At 63.9% G+C, this 19,882-nt stretch carries 19 protein-coding genes; 15 read left to right on the top strand and 4 right to left on the bottom strand.

Translation table 11 applies throughout. The features are described from left to right. From J7E68_RS03450 to J7E68_RS03415, 8 genes are all read left to right on the top strand, one after another. Positions 1–333, top strand: a 333-nt coding sequence (locus tag J7E68_RS03450) for a zinc-binding dehydrogenase (protein WP_396652481.1), incomplete at its 5' end; no start/stop codon positions are given. A 32-nt stretch (positions 334–365) separates the two neighbouring features. Then, on the top strand, positions 366–1,862 hold the full coding sequence (locus J7E68_RS03445; protein WP_215169875.1) for an aldehyde dehydrogenase family protein: 1,497 nt from the start codon (positions 366–368) through the stop codon (positions 1,860–1,862). 183 nt (positions 1,863–2,045) lie between these two features. Further along, on the top strand, positions 2,046–2,780 hold the full coding sequence (locus J7E68_RS03440; RefSeq protein ID WP_215169873.1) for an IclR family transcriptional regulator C-terminal domain-containing protein: 735 nt from the start codon (positions 2,046–2,048) through the stop codon (positions 2,778–2,780). Between the two features lie 82 nt (positions 2,781–2,862). Beyond that, on the top strand, positions 2,863–3,537 hold the full coding sequence (locus J7E68_RS03435; protein ID WP_215169871.1) for an aspartate/glutamate racemase family protein: 675 nt from the start codon (positions 2,863–2,865) through the stop codon (positions 3,535–3,537). 57 nt (positions 3,538–3,594) lie between these two features. Beyond that, positions 3,595–4,530 (top strand): hotdog domain-containing protein, encoded by a 936-nt coding sequence (locus tag J7E68_RS03430; protein ID WP_311416201.1) that lies wholly within the window; start codon positions 3,595–3,597, stop codon positions 4,528–4,530. A gap of 212 nt (positions 4,531–4,742) precedes the next feature. Next, positions 4,743–6,110, top strand: a complete 1,368-nt coding sequence (locus J7E68_RS03425) for an MFS transporter (RefSeq protein ID WP_215169867.1) — start codon at positions 4,743–4,745, stop codon at positions 6,108–6,110. 35 nt (positions 6,111–6,145) lie between these two features. Further along, positions 6,146–7,246 (top strand): enolase C-terminal domain-like protein, encoded by a 1,101-nt coding sequence (locus tag J7E68_RS03420; protein ID WP_215169865.1) that lies wholly within the window; start codon positions 6,146–6,148, stop codon positions 7,244–7,246. Between the two features lie 58 nt (positions 7,247–7,304). Continuing rightward, the gene (locus tag J7E68_RS03415; protein ID WP_215169863.1) at positions 7,305–8,135 is read left to right on the top strand and encodes a CoA ester lyase; all 831 of its coding nucleotides are present in this window, start codon (positions 7,305–7,307) and stop codon (positions 8,133–8,135) included. Between the two features lie 231 nt (positions 8,136–8,366). On the opposite strand, the gene J7E68_RS03410 is transcribed toward J7E68_RS03415, so the two are convergent. After that, the gene (locus J7E68_RS03410) at positions 8,367–8,825 is read right to left on the bottom strand and encodes an Lsr2 family protein (protein ID WP_311416199.1); all 459 of its coding nucleotides are present in this window, start codon (positions 8,823–8,825) and stop codon (positions 8,367–8,369) included. Positions 8,826–9,218: 393 nt separating this feature from the next. On the opposite strand from J7E68_RS03410, the gene J7E68_RS03405 reads away from it, so the two are divergent. The 3 genes from J7E68_RS03405 (at position 9,219) to J7E68_RS03395 (ending at position 12,157) form a co-directional block, all read left to right on the top strand. Beyond that, complete coding sequence (locus tag J7E68_RS03405; protein WP_215169861.1) at positions 9,219–9,368, top strand: hypothetical protein; 150 nt, start codon at positions 9,219–9,221, stop codon at positions 9,366–9,368. Continuing rightward, positions 9,365–10,198, top strand: coding sequence for a hypothetical protein (locus J7E68_RS03400; RefSeq protein ID WP_215169859.1), 834 nt, complete (start codon positions 9,365–9,367; stop codon positions 10,196–10,198). The genes J7E68_RS03405 and J7E68_RS03400 overlap by 4 nt, the downstream gene beginning before the upstream one ends. Positions 10,199–10,828: 630 nt before the next feature. Beyond that, complete coding sequence (locus J7E68_RS03395) at positions 10,829–12,157, top strand: hypothetical protein (RefSeq protein ID WP_215169857.1); 1,329 nt, start codon at positions 10,829–10,831, stop codon at positions 12,155–12,157. 226 nt (positions 12,158–12,383) lie between these two features. Here J7E68_RS03395 and J7E68_RS03390 read toward each other — a convergent pair whose 3' ends face one another. From J7E68_RS03390 to J7E68_RS03380, 3 genes are all read right to left on the bottom strand, one after another. Continuing rightward, positions 12,384–13,385, bottom strand: coding sequence for a hypothetical protein (locus J7E68_RS03390; RefSeq protein WP_215169855.1), 1,002 nt, complete (start codon positions 13,383–13,385; stop codon positions 12,384–12,386). A gap of 505 nt (positions 13,386–13,890) precedes the next feature. After that, positions 13,891–14,259 (bottom strand): hypothetical protein, encoded by a 369-nt coding sequence (locus J7E68_RS03385; protein WP_215169853.1) that lies wholly within the window; start codon positions 14,257–14,259, stop codon positions 13,891–13,893. After that, on the bottom strand, positions 14,256–15,062 hold the full coding sequence (locus J7E68_RS03380; protein WP_215169851.1) for a metallophosphoesterase: 807 nt from the start codon (positions 15,060–15,062) through the stop codon (positions 14,256–14,258). Before J7E68_RS03380 ends, J7E68_RS03385 begins: the two co-directional genes overlap by 4 nt. Positions 15,063–15,726: 664 nt before the next feature. On the opposite strand from J7E68_RS03380, the gene J7E68_RS03375 reads away from it, so the two are divergent. The 4 genes from J7E68_RS03375 to J7E68_RS03360 all read left to right on the top strand — a co-directional run. Further along, positions 15,727–16,470, top strand: a complete 744-nt coding sequence (locus tag J7E68_RS03375; protein ID WP_215169849.1) for a TnsA-like heteromeric transposase endonuclease subunit — start codon at positions 15,727–15,729, stop codon at positions 16,468–16,470. A 15-nt stretch (positions 16,471–16,485) separates the two neighbouring features. Further along, positions 16,486–18,507: a Mu transposase C-terminal domain-containing protein gene (locus tag J7E68_RS03370; protein ID WP_215169847.1), complete on the top strand. Its 2,022-nt coding sequence runs from the start codon at positions 16,486–16,488 to the stop codon at positions 18,505–18,507. A gap of 23 nt (positions 18,508–18,530) precedes the next feature. Next, positions 18,531–19,604 (top strand): ATP-binding protein, encoded by a 1,074-nt coding sequence (locus tag J7E68_RS03365; protein ID WP_215169845.1) that lies wholly within the window; start codon positions 18,531–18,533, stop codon positions 19,602–19,604. Continuing rightward, positions 19,594–19,882 (top strand): hypothetical protein (locus J7E68_RS03360; RefSeq protein ID WP_215169843.1); only part of this gene is annotated, 289 nt, incomplete at its 3' end. The genes J7E68_RS03365 and J7E68_RS03360, both read left to right, overlap by 11 nt.

Here is a 19,882-nt window from a genome sequence, read left to right as displayed (position 1 = left end):
GCCGGAGCGGACAAGTCCATCGAGTGCAGTGCGAATTCTGCTGTTCGCAAACAGGCCGTGGAGGCGATTCGCCCGTGGGGAACAGCGTGCATGGTGGGAGTGTTCGGCTCCTTCGACCTGGACACCGACGAGTTGATCCACCGACACAAGACAGTGCTCGGCTCCCTCACGTTCAGCAAGACCCAACAGGACGAGTGCGCGCAGTTCGTGGCTGAGCGCGGGCTGGACGTCGAGTCGCTGTTCACGAATGAATTCCGTCTGAGCGACGCCGAGCACGCCTACGAGCTGTTCGACGCGCGAAAGATCGGCAAAGGCGTCTTCCTCTTCGATTGAAGCGGAGGACTGAGACATCCGAGAGGCAAGTCATGACCACCACCCAGCAGAGTTTCGCTCTGAACTCGCTCACCCAGGACTTCCTGGCTCGGGACGAGCATTTCCTGTTCATCAACGGTGGACGTGTTCCTGCGTCGTCCGGTGAGACCTTGAGCACGGTCGCCCCGTCGACGGGGGAGACGCTCGCGACGTTCTCGTCCGGCAACGCCGCCGACATTGACCGCGCCGTCACAGCGGCCCGGGCAGCTTTTCAGGGGGAGTGGAGCACGTGGACTCCCTACCAGCGTCAGGAGCTGCTGGTGAAGGTAGCCCGCGTGCTGGATGAGCGATTCGAAGAGCTTGCCCAGATTGAGTCGCTCGACATGGGTGCACCGATCTCTCGTGTCCTGTCCTCGAAGCCGGCCCTCATGCGGATGCTGTCATTCTTCGCCGCGCAGGCCCTCAACATCTCTGGCGAGACGCTTCAGAACGGCATTCCCGGCCAGGTCACCACCATGACCCTCAAAGCGCCGGTGGGGGTCATCGGAGGAATCATCCCCTGGAACGGGCCGCTCAACAGCCAGTTCTGGATCATCGGCGCGGTGCTGGCGAGCGGGTGCACGACGGTCTTGAAGCCCGCGCAGTACGCATCGCTCTCCGTTCTGCGGGTCGCGGAAATCCTCCACGAGGCAGGTGTGCCCGCCGGCGTCGTCAACGTCGTCACCGGTCGCGGCAGTGAAGCCGGCACGGCACTCGCCGCGCACACCGACGTCGACCGCGTGGCGTTCACCGGTTCCACGGAGACCGGCCAGCGAATCATCGAAGCATCGACGTCGAACATCAAGAAGCTGCAGTTGGAGCTGGGCGGTAAATCCGCCGACATCATCTGCGCCGACGCCGACCTGGACAAGGCCGTTCCCGCCGCCGCGATGGGAGTGTTCGCGAACTCGGGGCAGATTTGCTACGCCGGGACACGCGTTCTCGTGCAGCGCTCCATTGTCGACGAGTTCACCGAGAAGCTTCTCGCCTACGTCGACACCCTCCGCGTCGGGCACAGCCTGGATCCGGACTCCGCATTGGGTCCGGTCATCTCCGAATCGCAGCTCGACACAGTGCTGTCGTACGTTGATGTCGGACTCGCCGAAGGCGCGGACCTCCTCTACGGAGGGCAGCGGCTCGCCGACCAGGCGGGCGGATACTTCATGCAGCCCACGGTGTTCGGTGGGGTGACGAACACGATGCGGATTGCGCGGGAGGAGATCTTCGGACCCGTGCTATCCATCCTTCCGTTCGACGACATCGACGAGGCCATCGCCATCGCAAACGACAGCGACTTCGGTCTAGGCGGCGCGGTGTGGTCGGAGAACATCTCCACGGCGTTGAAAGTCGTCCAGGGCGTGCACACCGGCACCATGTGGGTCAACTGCTACGGCTACGTCGACCCGATGGTCGGTTTCAGCGGGACAAAGCTGAGCGGGTACGGGGCGAAGGGAACGTCCGCGCACATGGACACCTACCTCTACACCAAGAGCGTCTACATCCAGTTGTAGAGGCGGAGTCCTCCGTGGACGTTGTGCAAAGCTGTACTTCACATCCCACAACGGTGGTGAAAAGCTGTTGCCCGGTCGGGCCGCGTGAAGAGAGGTACGAGCCCCGTCATGAGTAGTCGAAGTCTCACGGACAATGATGTTGAGGTTGCGGAATCATCTGACGGGGCCGGAAGCCTCTCTCGGATGCTCCACATCCTCGAGCTGTTTACGGAGGAGGAGCCGGTCTGGTCCACTACCGAACTCATCGCTGCGCTGGAGACCTCTCGCTCGACGGGCTACCGGTACATCAAGACTCTTCATGACGCCGGCCTGCTCGGCGCCGTCCGTAACGGCTACTACAGCCTCGGACCGCGGATCATCGAGATGGATCTGCAGATTCGAGTGACCGACCCCCTGCTTATCGCGAGCACCGGTGTCCTCGAGAAGCTTGTGGATGAGATCGGTCACTCGGCGCTCTTGTGCACGTCCTATCGTGACGCGGTGCTCTGCATCGCGGAGAGCCGTGCGACTCAGAGTCCTGAGAACCGGTTCAGCCGTGGCCAGCGCCGCCCGTTGTTCCAAGGAGCGGTCTCCAAGGTGATCCTCGCGTACTTCCCGCATCACCGGTTGAAGGCGATCTACCCCAAGAACTCGCAGGCCATCGAGGAGGCGGGGCTGGGGGCGTCGTGGAGCGAGTTCCGCAAGACGCTCGGCAAGATAAAACGCGACGGCTACCTTCTCACCAGAGGCGAATTCAACCCCGGCGTCTACGGCATGGCTGCCCCGATCCTGACACCGCAAGGCACTGCCATCGGCAGCGTCGGTGTTGCCTGGGACGAGACCCAGCGTGATATGGAAGTGGACGTTGCCATCGCGGCGGTGAGGGAAGCGGCCGCGACGATTACTTCTCGTCTCGCCGACGCGGACGACGGGTTGTAGCGGCAACGTGTAGTTCAACTCTCTTCGACGAAGTCCCACTTTGTGGGATATGATCAAGAAAAGTCGATTGAGAGGAATCAGCGTGTCGAAGAAGATCGCAATCTTGCACACCAGCTTCGTGTTCGTGTCCGTGGAGCCGGTGATCAATGACCTCATCGCGGAGCTCATCCCGGACGCCGAGGTGATGCATTTCGTGGATTCGGACGTGTTGGCAACCGTCCAGCGCGAGAATGGCATCTCGGCCAAGAGCGAGGCGAGGATGACGCATCTCGCACAGGCGGCCGAAGAGGCTGGCGCAGACATCATCTTCTCCGCCTGCTCGTCCCTCGGTCCTGCGCTCGACGTCGCGGCGCGCAGTGTTCACACGCCGGTGGTGAAGATCGACGAAGCCATGGCTCTGCGCGCAGCCCAAGAAGGCGACCGCATCGGTGTTCTCGCTACAGTTCCCACCACGCTCGCCCCCACGTCGAATCTGATCCAGTGGCACGCCGACGAGCTCGGACGAAGCATTCAAGTCGAGCAGCGCCTCGCGGAAGGGGCGTTCGCGACCCTGATGGCGGGAGATCGAGACGCGCACGACCAGACCGTCATCGCTCAGGCTGTGGACCTCGCGAAGAACGTTGACATCATCGTTCTCGCTCAGGCGTCGATGTCACGATTGGCTGCCGTGTTGGAGGAGAAGACGGGTAAGCCCGTGCTCTCAAGTCCTCGCATCGGTGTGGACTACCTCGCGGATCGTGTCGCCGAACTCGTCTGAGTTCGCTCAGCCCGCGCGATGACACCGCACGAGGGTGGTTGGAAGCACTCTGGGAAGGTGACTCTGCGATTCGTCGCCACCCCGCAGGATGCGGGCTTCACGCGCGATGCCGTTGCCGCGGGGAGCATCCTCGAGTGGATAGACAAGGCGGGATACGTCTGCGCTGTTGGTTGGAGCTCCGCCTACTGCGTGACCGCGTACGTCGGGAACGTGCACTACACCCGGCAGATACGGCCGGGCGAACTTGTCGAAGCGTCCGCCCAGATCGTTCACACTGGTCGGACGAGCATGCACGTGCTCGTCCGACTCAGTAGCGCGGACACCCGGGCGCGGGAGTATGTGCCGGCAATGCACTGCTTGCTGGTCTTCGTTGCAGTCGACGACGAAGGCAGGCCGACCGAGGTTCGAGAGTGGATCCCGGAAAGCGTCGAAGATCGCACGCTGCAGGAAAACGCCCGTCAACGTGTCGCGCTTCGTCAGGCGATTCATCGCGAGATGAAAGACGCCGTCTTCTCCGGTGAGGGGACCACGCCGCGCACCATCTTCCGGTTCCTGGCCCCGCCGACCTCGGCGAACTTCGCCGGAAATGCACACGGGGGAACGGTCATGCGCTGGATCGATGACGCCGCATACGCGTGCTCGGCTGGATGGTCGAGCAATTCTGCGACGGCGATCTACACCGGTGGCATCCACTTCTACCGACCCATCCATATCGGCGAGATTGTGGAGGTAGACGCTCTACTGATCCACGTGGCGGATGGCGCGATGCCCCTGAGCGTCCATGTCCGGTCGGCGGATCCCCGTCGCCCGACAGAGATGAAACTCGCGACCCAGTGCATGACGATCTTTGAAGATCGGATCGGTGTCCACACGGTCCGCCCGGTGCCCCTGTTGATGGCCGAGGATCGGGCGTTGAACGAACTCGCCCAGAAACTGGTGGAGATGCGGGCGACGTTGCCGAGAGTGCCCGACGGGGCCTCGGCTCGAATCTGATCCGAAGACGCGACTGTGGCCGCGGCCACAGTCGGCATATCTTCGACGTGAGGGTTCGTGTCGTATGCGTCCGCGGGCTGGGGTGAATGAGGTCGTCATCTGAGGGCGAAACTCGGGTGTGACAAATCCCATACTGTCGGATATTGTTAACCACGCTGAGGTCGATCTCGACCTCCGGTACCCGAACCGCTGAGACTCGATGGAGAGCGATAATGGACGACGACGCCCTGATGACGAAGACCGGGACACTGAAGGTGTCGCCGACGGGGACCATCAACACGACGCCGAAGACGCTGCGGAAGGTCACTCTCGCCGCATCCGTGGGCTCCGCCATCGAGTACTTCGAACTCGTCATCTACGGAGCGATGGCTCCCTACCTATCCCACGTCTTCTTCCCCTCGGATGATCCGACCGCCGCACTTCTCAGTACGTTCATCGTCTTCGCTATCGCGTTCTTCGCGCGGCCGCTCGGCGGACTGATCTGGGGGCCCATCGGAGACCGCGTCGGGCGGAAGAAGGCCCTGGTCGCCATCATCATCCTGATGAGCATTTCGACGGCCGTCATCGGTCTGCTGCCGGGCTATGAGACCATCGGCGTCTTCGCCCCAATTCTCCTCGTGCTGATGCGTCTGCTGCAGGGCATCTCGGCAGGGGGTGAGATGCCTGGAGCGGCCACCCTTGTGGGGGAGTACGCGCCGAACGACCGGCGAGGACTTCAGACGAGCTTCCTGCACTGGGGTGTTGTTAGCGGTCAGATCCTCGCCCTGCTCACCGGGGCGGCGCTCGCACTCACGATCCCCGCAGAGGACATGAATGAGTGGGGATGGCGTCTTCCGTTCCTCATGGCGATCCCGCTGGGTATCATCGCGCTCATCATCCGTTCGAAGGTCGATGAGTCGCCTGTCTTCGAGCGTCTCGCCGCCATGAACGACGAGAAGGTCAACCCGTTGCGTGAACTGCTCGGCACCAAACGGGGCTGGAAGATGCTCGGTCGGACCGCCTTCATCAACCTGCCCGCCAGCGTTCCGGCCTACATGCTGATGACGTTCATGCCCGCGTTCCTGCAGAACAACGAAGGTTTCGGTGCATGGCAGTCCCTCATGGCAGTCCTCGCCGGCGTCCTGTTCACGTTCATCTTCATTCCCATCTCTGGAACGCTGTCGGACCGGCTCGGCCGGCGCCGTATCCTGTTCGGTCTGTGCGTCTTGCAGCTCGTCCTCGCCTGGCCGGCGTTCGCGCTCCTGACGTCCGGGAACGCGGCTCTGGCAGTGTTCGGACTCATGCTGCTCGGCACAATGAACGGCTCCGCCATCGGCGCCCAGTCGGCACCGCTGCTCGAGACGTTCCCCACCTCGATCCGCTACAGCGGATACGCCCTCGCTCTGGGCCTGTCGACCGCGCTGATCGCGGGACCGACGCCGTACGTCGCCACCTGGATGGTCAGCGCGAGCGGGAGCGACATGGCTCCGATGTGGCTCATCATCGCCTGCGCCATTCCGTCACTCATTGGCGCGTTCTTCATCCGGGAGACCGCACGTAAGCCTCTGCTCACTGACAAGGCACCCGAGACCGCGCCGTAACCCCGCTGCGCGCTGAAGACGACTGAGGGAGCTTCATGGTGAAGATCACCGCTATCGAGGCGATCCCGACGACCATCGGGTATCACCATGCCATCGAAGCTTCCTCGGGAGTCCTTCGCGCCGCGGAACACGTTCTCATCCGTGTGCGAACGGATGAAGGGGTAGTCGGCGTCGGCGAAGCGGCGTCTAGGTCTTTCGTGTACGGCGAATCTCAAGAATCCATCGTCGCCGCGGTGAAGAAATGGATCGAACCGGCACTGGTCGGCGCCGACCCGTTCGCCGTGAACGTCCACCAGCAGGACTTGGCGTGGCTCGCGGGTAACAACACCGCGCGGGGCGCCACGGACATCGCCCTGCATGACCTACGTGGAAAGCTCCTGGGTATCCCATCCTGGAGGCTCTTGGGCGGCATGAAGCGCGACATCCCGGTCACTCGGATCCTGTCGATGGGATCCCCAGAAGAAGTTGCCGTCGAAGCGCGTGACGCACGTTCGCAGTGGGGGATCACGAGCTTCAAGGTGAAAGTCGGAACAGGGATCGACGCCGACGTGGAGCGAGTCGCATCGGTGCGACGCGCTGTCGGCGACGACGCCTACATCTATGTGGACGCCAACCATGGGTACACGGCGGAGAGCGCAATCGCCCTGATGGGCGAACTCGGTGCCGTCGGAGTGAACCTGGTCGAGGAGCCTAGCCCCGCGGAAGACCGCATCGGTCGGCGCCGGTTTGCCGTGCACACAGCAGCGACCATCATGGCCGATGAGAGCGCGCCGGACCTCAACTCCACCGTGCGCGAGATCCTGGACGGTGAGGCCCGTGCCATCAGTGTCAAAACCACGAGGACGGGTTTCACTGAATCGACCCAAGTCGTCGCCGCAGCGGTCGCGCTCGGCGCGCGCACTTTAATCGGAAGCCAGGCGGACGGCATGATTGGCGCTGCTGCCGCCTTGGCATTCGCATCCGCGTTTCCTTCGCTGGCGCGAGAACCGGCCGAGCTCGAGTACTACTCGACTCTCACTGACACCCTGACGGTTCATCCCCTCGTTGTGCGTGCCGGCACGCTGACCCCATCGGACGCTCCGGGGATCGGCGTGGAAATCGACGAGTTGAAGCTGCGCCGTTACCGAATCGACTAACGACCACGCTGCCTTTCACGAAGAACGAGTGCCCAAGGGGCGGAACTGTCGGAGGAAGATGTCTACCGAGCTGAAACATCACGTCGCGCCCGAGATCTCGCGATCTTGGCTTCTAGTGACAGCCGCGCGCTCGGACCTGTTCGACGCGTCGGTTGCGTCCCGCGCAGATCAAGTCATCATCGACCTAGAGGACGGCGTCGATCCCCGTCAACGAGCGGTCGCGCGCGAGGCGCTGACGGACTGGCTACAGGCCGGGTCGGCGTGGGTGCGCATCAATGACCGCACGTCGATGGACTGGGAACAAGATGTTCGCGCACTCCGAGGCGTGCCCGGGGTGCGTGGGGTCATGCTCGCAAAGGCCGAGTCACCATCTGACGTGACGGAGACGTTTGACCGCCTCGGCGGCGATCTACCCGTCATTCCGCTCGTCGAGTCCGCAGTCGGTATCGAGTACTGCACCGACATCGCGTCCGCACGCGGTGCGTTCCGCCTCGCGTTCGGAAGTGGCGACTATCGCCGGGATACGGGAACCGGGGCGGTGGACATCGCGATGGCGTATCCGCGGTCACGTCTCGTGGTCGCAAGCCGTGTTGCCGGGCTTCCCGGCCCCATTGACGGTCCCACGGTGAGCACGAGTCATCCCATTCTTCGGGAGCATTCCGAAAACGCGCTAGCCCTCGGAATGACGGGGCGGCTCTGCCTGAGCGTAGAGCAACTCGCGGTCGTCAACGAAGTGGTCAGCCCCACGCCGTCAGACATCGTCTGGGCTGAGGAGTTTCTCGCCGAGTTCGATGCCCGGGGCCGCGAGATCCGGGACGGGAGTGACCTGCCTCGACTTCGTCGCGCCGAGAAAATCGGGGCACTTGCCCGAGAGCTAGGCCTCGTGTGACCGAACGCTTCGTCCCCTACAGCGACGACACCCAAGGCTGACGCTGCGCCATCGTGTGAAACGCGAGACGGCCAGAGTTCATGATCACGACCGCGGACGTCGACAGTCCGCGTTTCTCGCATTTCACTCGAGCAGACGGAAGACACCGCCCGGGAGCGGTAGGTTTTCCGGACCCACCGGCCTGTAGTTACTCGCGGGGGACAGCAGTCTCGTCGACGTCGACGAGAGCCGCTAGCCCGCGCGGTAGGCGGCGATGACGTCGGAGGGGATGCGCCCTCTGTCGCTGACGGTGTAACCGCGCCGCTGGGCCCAGGCACGGATCGCAGACATCTCATGTGACACGTGTGAGCGGTCGCGGGCCGTGGACCCACGCACTGGCCGCGCAGACGCGATGAACGGAGCGAGGGCCTCGTTCAACCTGTCGATGTTCTCGCTGGAGAGGTCAATCTCGTACACTTTCCCATTCAGCGCGAATGTGTATGTGCCGCCATCCGTGATGAGGGTCTGATCCAGGTCGTCGATGAGCTCGACAATCTGCCGTTGTGCCACGAGAAATCCAATCCGCATACGCCACGGCACTAAACGCCGCATCCACTGCGTCATATGGGTGGAAAAGTTGACGTATTGGGTAGGTGCCGCGCTTGGTGACGTAGCGAGTTCGTCAGGAGCGCAGTAGGTGGATGCGCGCACGGCTCGACCCAGGATCCTTCCGTCACATCGTCCGTGCGCACGAACATCTCCTGCTCGCGGCAGTATCCGAACCCGGCGAACGCGTAAGGGCGAGAGCCGCTCGTCGTGCTGACGACTACGGGCGGCCGGACCAGGCCACGACGCGGCTCGCTACGACGCTGCCCGGCGATGAGGAACGTCGGCTTCAACGGCCGGTTGAACGCGCGTTCCGGTGCGCTGTGAAGCAGTTCCCGTCACTCGCTCCCATCGTTCGAGCATGCCGAGCGCGGACTGCTCTCATGAGGCCCCAGCAGGAATGAGGAGCGGAACAAGTCGCTCCGCGACGTTTCGCTCCTCCGCGAGAACACTGATATACAAGGAGTTTCGGAGATTTGGTTGAGGCAGGAGAGGTACATGATTGACACGGTTCCAATCCTGAAGTTCGTCAAAGACAACATCGACCACATCGTCTTCGGACTGGCAGGCATCGTTGTTCCCATCGTGCTCAGTGCGTTGCTCGAAGGGGCGCGGTCTCTGTCAGAGAAGAGAAGCGGGCGCCGATGACATCGTGGGTGGAGTGGGTGTGGTTCTTCGGCGGTGCGGTCCTCGGCACGCCTATCGCCGCGGCAATGAGCAGCTTGCCTGCCGCCACCGGTACAGGAGTGTCGTTGCGGCTCGCGAGAAGCCACGCGCGTCTGGTCACCGACTGGAAGGTCTGGGCCTGGTTGAAGTACACGTTCGGAACTGACACACCTAAAGCGCCGTCCTCAGAGGACGACGCTTGGGGCGGTCTGCTCCTGAGCGTCTTCGCTATGTACGTTGTCGTGAGTTTGTATGTGCAAAACGTCGTGACCATCGCGGTCGTCATGTTCTGGAGCTCGGTCGTCGTCCTCGCGGTGACCACCGTCGTCTTTCTCGTGCTGTGGTGGCGCCGTGTGTTCGACGGCAAGGGTGCATCCGTCGCACTCCTTGCCACGGTCCCACTCGCCGGCTTGGGCAGCGTGGTCTCCTACTGGTTGCTCGAGCCACCGCTCCAGGGCGTCCTTGAGCCATCGTTGGCGGCTCTGAACGCTGAAGGCATCGCCGGCCTCACGCCATACTTAGTGCCGCTCGTCCTGCAGATCCTCGGTGCCCTGTGGTCGTTCATCCTTCTGTTCGGCGCGGCGGCGTTCTGCGGGGCAAACGTGTCCGCGGCGCTCATCGAGTCACGCGCGTGGGGTGCACGATGGCTGTGGCGATTCGTGTTCTGGCTGGGACGGTGGACGACAGGAACACGAGTTGTCGTCGTGTTCTGCGGGCTGGTTATCCTGTCGGTGTTCTCAGCGAGCGGCCTCGCAGCTGAATGGATCGCGAATCTGCAGGAGTCCGCGGAGGGCATGGCGCTGATGCCGTGAGCGGGACGTGGCTGCGGCTATCGCGCAGGCGAGCATGAGGAGGGTCCCCGAGCACACGATGACGTGAGCCGCAGAGGCAGTCGTCGGCACTCCCGCCAACATGGTCAGCAGGATCATCGTCGCCCACACAGCCATGCACACCCAGCCCGCCGCGAGAAAAGTTCGCGTCCGGTCGTCGAGCGGTCCATGCCATCGGGCGAACCCCCACACGACGACCGACACCAAGGCAGCGCCGGAGAGAACCAGAGTCGCGTACACGGGACGCTCCTTTCAATCACCTTGCACCCTGCGGCATCGCGAAATCGCAAGGTAGAAATGATGAGTGCAGTACGGCCGCGGGAGGACGCGTGGGTCTTGGACCGAGTCATCCACTTCATGGGAGGTGCGCCCGAAGACCGCGGGAACGTGGCACGTGCGAACCGGAAGGGGGCACGGAGCGCGCGCGTACGCCGGTGGCGGGCGGTGACTAGCGGGGCCCGGAGTTACGAGAACACGGTCGTGGGTGCGCTTCTGGCTGACGATCTGACCGCCCACATTCGATTCTTGTTGGACCTGTATCCGACGCAGTAGCCGGCCAGCGGAGTCGGCTCCGGTGGCGCCGACAGCTGCGAGGTGCGGTTGAATCGGACCATGGGGATCGTGGATTCGAGCAAGCTGCCGATTGGTAACCGGGCGCGTGCCGCGTTCATCGCTGCGCTGGAGGCGAGCGACGACCGCGTGGAACGTCACTACCTCGAATTGAAGAGCGGCTTCGACCTGAACAGCAAGGCTGACAGGCGCAAGGTCGTGAAGTTCATCCTCGGCGCCTCTCATCGCGACCCAGCCAAGGCCGCGCGCCACTTCGACGGATATGCGGTGATGGTTCTGGGGCTGACCCTCGACGGTGTTGCAGGGCTTCCGAAGTTCGAGCTCATGGACCTGGAGCGCGACATCGAGACGTTCGCGGGCACGGACCCGCCGGGATGGGACGTCGACCTTGTCCCGGCCTCGGGTGGACGTGACTACGTCATCGTTCTCGTCGATCCGCCGGACGGTAGGGTCCGCCCTGTGCTGCAGTCCAGCGATTCGCTGCAAAGTGGCGACGTGTACATCCGTGTCGAGGGTGCCACGCGTAGGGCGACTGGGCCAGAGCTCGTCGCAATGATGGCTCGGGCACGCGCACAGGCACAGGGAGCCGTCCTCGATGTCAGCGTCGAACCGGACGGGGTTCTGCATTCGCTGGTCATCGACGTTGCAGAGCTTCGTGAACTCGTCGACTGGCACAGAGACCGCTTCGAAGCTCAGCTTGAAGACACGGCCCCTCGCTCACCTTTCGCCGTACTCCAAGGCTCGTTCTCCTCAGACCGTCGCAGTGATCGCGAGTTTCTCGATGCAGTAGAGAAGTGGCGTGACGAAACCCTGGAGGAACCCGAATCCGGGATTCACGACCTCGCCTCGCAGATGAGCCGGCCGTTCATCCTGAAGATCAGCAACAACACCGCCACCTCATTGAAAGAGGTCAGGTTGGAGCTGACGTTCGACGCGCCAGTGACAGCCCTGTACTGGCAGGAGCAGGACAACACTGTTGATCTGTTCGCGGATCGGCCCAAGAGCTGGGGGAGCGATTCGTATCTCACCCCCTCGCTCACCGGACTGCGACCGCTTGTCGTGCCACACGCTTTCGATGGGTCGATACGCATCGCGACACAGCGCCCGGCTGAGCTCGTTGTCGAGATGCGGCGACTGCATTCCGAGCAGAGCCTCAGTACTCCCGACGAGGACGTGGTCCTCGTGCTGTTCGCCGACGGACCGGAAGCTATCCCCGACGTCGTGACGGCGACATGGCGTCTGACTGCGGGCGAAGTGAACGAGGTGCTTCGAGGGTCATTCGAGCTGGGCATGTCGCGGGGAGACTGGCGTGGACCGCTGCACTCGACCATCGCTCAGTTGCGGGGCGATGTGCCCGAAGACGACGAGTAGCTCGGCGAAGAGAGCCGAGACCTAAGCGGGAGGGCTCGAGGCGCGGCTCTACCCGACCTGGGGGCCAGTAACCGAACGCAGTGCGCGCGGGAGGTGGCGGCGACGGGGGCTGGCGACCTCCTATCGCTCAACCGTTCCTTGGCGGGTCGACGAATACGCTCTCTAATCTGGGGAAAGGTGCGATCTGACCTTGGTGGAGCGCTTGGTCGTGCTTGGCGAACCTCGTTCAGTCCAGGTAGAACCCGCCGAACCCCCAGTTAGGAGTGCGCGGGTCCCCGTCGGTCGCCGTCCATCCGTCAGGCCGTGACCACGGTGCAGCGAGCGGAGGCCCAGCAGCATCCCACGTCCAGTGTTCCTGCTCGATGGGGAACGTCGCGCAGTCTCGGATCCGCAGCGCCGAACCCATCCAGTGACCCCTCGGTGTTCGATACGTCCACGCAACGCCATCGCGCTCCACTGTCAGGAGGCTGAACCGGGCCCGCCACAGGCTCTGCTGCGGCAGCTTGTCTCGCGCCACCTCGAGCAACGAGGTGGCAGTGGGGCCGTGCGGGGAGAGGATGGCGTGGAACATACGACTTTCAAACTCTGCGCGGAACAGGTAGAGCTCTTCGAGGTGACGGTCATCCCGAAGACGGCCGTTGTCGTCGAACCCGGTGAGCGTGCTCCGCCTGACATCACGGTCCCGCCGCCATCGTTTCGCACGGGCGGAGGCGCGGGACTCGAGGTGTTCGGCCAACGCGCCGACCAGGACGAGCGTCTTCGTGGAATTCACTTTGGTCGCGAAAGTCAGGTCCATGCCGTGGATGATCCCGTGACGTGACACCGAGGAGTAACGTCCGACCCTGTCCACCGGTGCGCTGAAAGCTTTCCTGACCACCGGAAGGTTTCCTTCCACCCCGGCAAGCGTCTTGTCGTCGGTGTAGCCAGGTTCGGTGGCGTCGGGGTTCGCCTGGAAGAACGTTTTCCCGACGACCTCGCGCGTGATGCCGTCCACCTGGGAGAGCGCGAGGGTCATCGCCGCGGCGTACCTGCCGGCTTCGTGGCATTCCACCGCCTCACTGACGAGCATCTGACGCTTCTGGCATCGCCGCTGGCACTCCAGGTCAATTCCACGACCGAAACGCCCGAGGGGCGTCGCCACGTTGCGCAGTAGGGCGGTCTGCTTGGTGTTCCAGACCTCAGTAACCGCCTCGTCGACGTCGGCGTTCGCGGTTCCGGCACGGAGCATGGTGAGGATTCGCGTGGACTCATCGGCGTGCCAGTGGCCGTAGAACGCCCATCCCAGCGGTGCGAACGCCCGGGCGACCGTTGCCGCGTGAGCGCGGATCGCTGCTACCGAATCCATCATCTGCCGATCCTCTCACCCGCGCTGCCAAGTCGGGCAAGCACTGCCAAGGCGACCTTGGCTGGAGTTTGCCATACTCTCTACTGGGATCGGAGGGCCCGGCCAAGGCTGCCAAGTAGTAGGTAGTTCATGTGTGGAAAAAAAGAGAGAGCTCGAGATACAGGAGGACTTCGCTCCCAAATCCTCTATATGGATACATCCCGCGCTTGGCAGACTTGGCACGGTGGGTCGATTTTGCAGCTTGACCTGGGAACACGGTGGACTTCTGACCTTGGCAGACGCGGCGATCTGCTTGGCAGGCTTCCACGTGATACGAGAGCCGCGACCGTGCAGGAGCGTCAGGCCTCGCGCCGGGGTCGGTGTTCAAGCCACACAACGTCGCAGCGGGTCAGCTGCTCCACGACCACGCATCGTGGCGGGCCTCTAGGAGAACCTGGTCGAGCTCGCCGTCCTTGAGCATGTCGATGGGGCGGCGCGACTCTTCCGCATAGCCAGTGCTGTTCAACCACTGCGCCCACGTCCACCGCGATTCGGTCCCGGTGCTCAGAGTCCGGAGCACGTCAGCCAGACCTGCGACGAGCCGACCGTCCGCGATCTGGAACGCGGGATACAGTGGCTGTCCATCGACGGGAAGGACTTCCAGCACGTCGAGCGCTTCCACCGCAGTCGCCACGTCCTGCTCTGTCCACCCGAGTGCGCGCGCCAGAGATGCTCGCGTGTAACAAGGCCCGACGATGGCGGCCCATGGGTTGGTCATTGCCCGGCCGCGTCGCGGATCTCTCGAAGGCTGGGGGTCTGCATCGTCAGGGTGAACATGTCGAGGAACCCGATGCTGCCTTGCTGCCCGTCGCACCCGAGGCTCGCCACTCGCCGGCCGTCGTCGGTCTGACCGCCGCCCGGCGCGTGCATGTGTCCATGCGCGAGGAGCGCGGGATGAACGAGATCCCAGACTTTCGCGACGCGTCGGCGGGAGTGTAGAGAATCGAGAAGGGCGTCGTTAGGGAACCCCATCGGGTTCGTGCGCAGGATCTCTTGCACGGCGCGCACGGGGGTGCGGTCGGGGGATTCATGTGTCAGCATCAAGTCAGCCGCGCCGCCTGCGATTGCGGCTCGTACCTGTTGGTCGGTGATGTCCTCGTCCCGCCACCAGCTGACACCTTCTCGCCTCCACGCCTTGTCGACGGAGGTGGCCCCGCCCAGGGAAAGCACGGATCGACCACCGATGGTCAGCCGCCCTGGCCGGGGGAGGATCCAGGTGATGTCGGAGACGCGGACAGCGTGCCCGGGGTGCGCGTTCAACAGCGGGGTGATCTCGCTATAGATCTCGTGGTTGCCCAGCGTGACGTAGACACGCTCGATCCCTGCCTCGATGAGGAGGGCGTCGGCGGCCGGGTCCATCGACCAATCGCCGAGTTGCATGATGGTGCGTATGTCGGGGGCGAGTCGGGGGATGGCTTCGGCCAAGGTGCCGACCCAGCCGATGTTCCCGTGCCAGTCGCCGCACAACGCGACACGGGTGTCGGGCAGCGTGATGTCTTCAGCGACCTCGAGAGCGTCCATGGGGATCCTTCCGTCTGACCATTGTCGAAATTCGAAGTGCGTATTAATATCCGCACATGTCGAAATTACAGCTCGACACGCCGGTGGTCAACGAAAGTCGCTCATCGAATTGGTGGCGGCGACGACGGCCGCGCCCAAGCTCCAGCCCGAGACAATCGCTCTCGCCGTTCTCGCGCAGCCTCCCGATCCATCGCTGCGCGACCTTCCGTCAGCAGCGCCGCATGGCGCCCCCGGAGAAGCCACGGGTCCACACTGTCGCCGATGAGCTGGCGAAGTCGTCCGAGATCTTCGAGCTGCATCACGCTGTGACCAGAGAGCAGCTTCTGCAGGCGGGCGTAGGGGAGATCGAGCGCCTCAGCCAAGGACGTCATCCGTTTCGTGGGGGAGCGTGGCATGTACAGCTGGGTGACCCCGTAGGCGACGCCGTGTTGAAGGCGCGAGGCGTCCAATCTTGCACGTTCCACGGTCGACAGGCCCTCCTCGCTGACCCATTCGATGAGCGGTTTTCGTCCGAATTCGAGCGGATAGTGCGCGAACTCGCGCGGAACGTACCGAGGGTTCGACATGCCTCGGATTCTACCTTTTGGCACCTATCAGTGCCAAAAGATCAATGAACGCCATCGATCCCGTCCGCGACGCGAAGCCGCCGCGCACGAGAAGAAACATGGCAAAGATAACTGGCATCAAGAAGACCCCCGGTTTCGGGGTCGACCGCATCGAATGGAAGGACGCGAAGCATCGCGTCCACGCCGCCCGTGCCACCGACCCGGCGTCGGTGGAGAAGGTCGAACCGGCACAGCCTGCGCGGCTGCCGATGAAGTGGGACACCCAGCGCTCCTCCCAGGGCTACTACTGGTGCGCGTGCACCGAGACGATGGTCCGCTACGAGTCGATGAGCGAGTTCACCGCGCTGATGCTGCTGGACCACGTCTTCGACATCGTCGACATCGTCTCCCAGCCGATGATGCTCACTTTCCAGCGCGACGACCTGCACCACGTGCCTGACGTCTTCTTCCGCACGGCGCAGGGCGAGAACATCCTCGTGGACGTTCACGACTCCGAACGTACGACCGAGGCTGAGGCGTTGAAGTTCGAGCTCACGGCGCAGATGTGCGAGCGCATCGGTTGGCGGTTCGAACTGTTCGACACCTTCCCCGACGTGACCCGGTGGAACCTCGAAATGATGGGTCGCTACCACCACCCGCGCTTCGAGCCCGACGACGAAGACCGCGACCTCATCCTCCACGTCGCACACGAGGTTGGAACGTTCGGCGCTCTCCGAGACGCGCTGCGGACCGACCGCCCGGGTGAGCACCTTCCCGCCGTGTTCCACCTCATGTGGCAGCGCGCCATCCGCTTCGACCTCACCAAGCCCTTTTCCGACAACACCCCCATCCACCCCGCCTAAAGAAAGCCCACACTCATGCGTAAGCCCCGCACCATCCTCATCGGACAGACCATCGAACTCACCGACGGCCTCTACAAGCTCGTCGGCTACGAAGGCGTCGTCTACCGACTCCGCCACGAACTCACCAACGAGACCATGGTCCTCCATCAGTCGGAACTGTTCCGCCTTCTGGCGCCGGGGGAGCGGCTCGACATCGTCGAGGCAGAGCCCGAGGACGACTCCAAGAAGAAGAGGAAGAAGAAGGTCCTCATGCCCATCGTCGAGGCCCTCGACCACCTCGACGCTGACACGGTCGCGCTCATCCCACACCTGCAGGAGCTCGTCGACGGAACCGCACCCGAGGGGGGAGAGCTCCGAGCGAAGTACGACCCGCGACTCCCCATGAAGGGGCGGCTCGAATGCAAGATAAAGGAGCTCGACGACCTGGGCATGCCAATGCCCTACCGGACGCTCCAACGCCGCCTGCAGCGGTATCGCGACGGCGGTGTCGCAGCACTCGGCGACAAGCGCACCCATGACCGCAAAGAGGAGGCGTTCTCCCGCGCTGACGAGCGAGTCATCACAACCCTGCGCCGGGTGCTGAAGACGTACGCGGGCCGGTCGAAGACCTCCTACGCTGTCATCCGCGCTGACCTGAAGCTGGAGCTTGAGGACGAGTACCCGCACCCGAACGACCGCCCCACGCTCCCGTCCACGTCCACCGTCGAACGGTACGTCAAGCAGCTCTCCGGCAACCAGGACCCCACGACCTTGGCGCAGCTGCGCAACACCGCCGCTCTCGTGCCGAAGCACACCTTCCGCAAGCGTGAGGTCACCGCCCCCGGCGACGAATGCCAGATGGACACGACCTGGTTCGACGCGTTCGTGCGCATGCCGGACGGGTCCGTCATCCGCCCACACCTGACGACGCTCATGGACAAGCGCACCCGCAGCATCATCGGCTTCAACTTCACCGACGGCGCCCCCGTCGCCGAAGACCACGCGTGGCTCATCGCTCGCACCCTCGTCCCGCACTCGCTGCGTCCGTGGAGCAACCAGTACGCGGAGCTGGAACTCCCGGAGATGCCGTGGGCGAAGCTCGTCGAAGACCGGGAGCACTCCTACGACACCTACCGGCCCTATATCTTCCCCCGCCGCATCCTCGTCGACAACGGCCAGGACTACCGTGGCATCGTCGTCCACGCCGCTTGCACTCGATACGGGATGCACATCACTGAGACGCCTCCTCGGACGCCGACCGGGAAGCCGCACGTCGAGCGACACTTCGACACCATCAAGACGATGTTCACCCGACACCTTCCCGGCTACGCAGGCGGCAGCCTCGCGGAGCGCGGCGCCAAGGCTGAAGAAGAGGACGTCCTCGAACTCCGCACGGTCATCGAGCTGTTCGACCGCTGGGTGAGCGTCATCTGGCAGAACCGTGAGCACGAGGGGCTCACCGACCCGCTGGAGCCGACGTTCGTTCACTCCCCGAACTCGATGTACGCCGCATCCATCGAGTACACCGGTCAGTTCATGCTTCCGCTCGGCGAGGAAGACTTCATCGCGCTGATGCCTCGCACCGACCGCACGGTTCAGGTCGATGGCATCCTCTTTCAGGGGCGCACCTACGACAGCCCGTACCTGGCACCCATGCGCCTGCAGAAGGACGCGGACGGTCACAGCATCAAGGTGCCTGTCCACTACGACCGTCACGACCCGTCCCAGGTCTGGGTGCTCTCATCCACCGACGGTGAGTGGATTACGTGCGGGTGGACTGACGACGCGGGACTGCTCCGCCCGAACGAGCGCGCGATGCTCCACGACGCTCGTGCCATCGGCAAGTCCAGTAAGCGATTCACCAACGAGGAAGCCCACGACTTCGTAGCCCGCTCTCGACGCGAAGCGGGCGCGGTGGAGAAGGCGCTGCAGGCAGAAGCGGCAGCCGCCAAGAAGAAGGCTGCCAAGCGGGGCGCGCCCACCGACGTTGAACCCGTCGTCGACCGGAGCCACGTCGCCGACGACTACCTCAACTTCGACGAGCTCGATCTCGCCTAACCCCAGAGAAAGAACCCACACTCATGTCCCTCATCGACGACGCCCCCCTCGGTCATTTCGACCGCGAGCGCACCCTGCTCCCACTGCTGGAGAACTACGAAACTCTACAACCCGAGCCCATGACCCTAGAGGAATTCACCGCGCTCGACGCGCGAGCGAAGGCCGCGTTCAACGACCGCCGCATCGACCGCATCGCGGGAAACACCGACATCCTGACCCCCGACCTGAAAGACCTCCTCCGCGAGGTTCAACGCGCGTCCCTCCGTATGAGCCGCGCTGTCGGACGCACGAGCGTCATGGTCAGCGGCCCGCCGACCGCCGGGAAGACGACCGCCGCGAAGCACGTCATGGTCGACGCCCTGCGCCGCCACGAGCGGCAGCACCCGGAGTGGAAGACCCTGAACCACTCGCCCATCGTGTACGTGGAGGTGCCCTCCTCCTGCACCCCGAAGAACCTGATGGGTCGGTTCCTGACTTTCCTCGGCATCCGCTTCACCGCCCACACCACGGTCGAGGAGCGCACGAAATTGGTCACCGACGCCCTCATCCGCCGGCGCACCTCGCTCATCGTCATCGACGAGATGCAGAACATGGCGTTCACCGGCCGTGGACATTCGGAAACCCAGCAGGCGACGAAGAACCTCATGAACGCCGTGCCCGCCGTCCCGCTGTACCTGGGCTTCAACCTCGAGCAGAAGTTGCACTCGGACAAGGGACTCGGAGAGCAGTTCGCTGCCCGGTCCACCCTCGTCCGGCTCACGCACTTCGGCCGCGACACGGCCGAGGAACGCAAGCTCTGGGGCGCCATCGTCTACGCCTTCGAGTCCCAGCTCGGTCTCCTCGCCCAGCCGCCGAAGTCGCTGCCGGCCGCGCACGCCGACTACCTGTGGAGCCGCAGCCGTGGTTCACTGAGCGCCCTGTCGCGGCTTCTGACCACGGTCGCGCTTGACCTCATCGACGCGGACGACCCCACGAAGGAGTTCATCACCCGTGAGCACATGGGCACGGTGCGGCTGGACGTGACCAGCGAACGCGAGTACGAGCGTGAAGTCCAGCGCGGCTCGAAGAAGAAGAAGGTGACGGCCCGTGCTGCGTGAGACAGTGATGGCGCTCCCGGAGCGGACTCGACCGGCGGCCCACGAGACACCCGCTAGCTTCGAACGTCGCCTGAGCCTGGCAAACGGATACACCGAGCGCGCCTGGAACGTCGCCATCAACGACGCACTCCGCGCTGCGGCCCCGGCAGCCCGGGCCGAGGTGCTTGAGCAGCTCGGTGGCCTGCGTCCTGGGCACTTCGAACGCGACGAGCGTCGAGGAGGCACGTTCGAGGTCATCGGACAGCGCTACGCGTGCGTGCTCTGCACCCACGGCGACC

The sequence above is a fragment of the Microbacterium sp. ISL-103 genome, assembly GCF_018613995.1.
Classification (GTDB): Bacteria; Actinomycetota; Actinomycetes; order Actinomycetales; family Microbacteriaceae; genus Microbacterium.
Note: the sequence above shows the minus strand (reverse complement) of the source record. Positions and strands in the feature narration are given on the sequence as shown.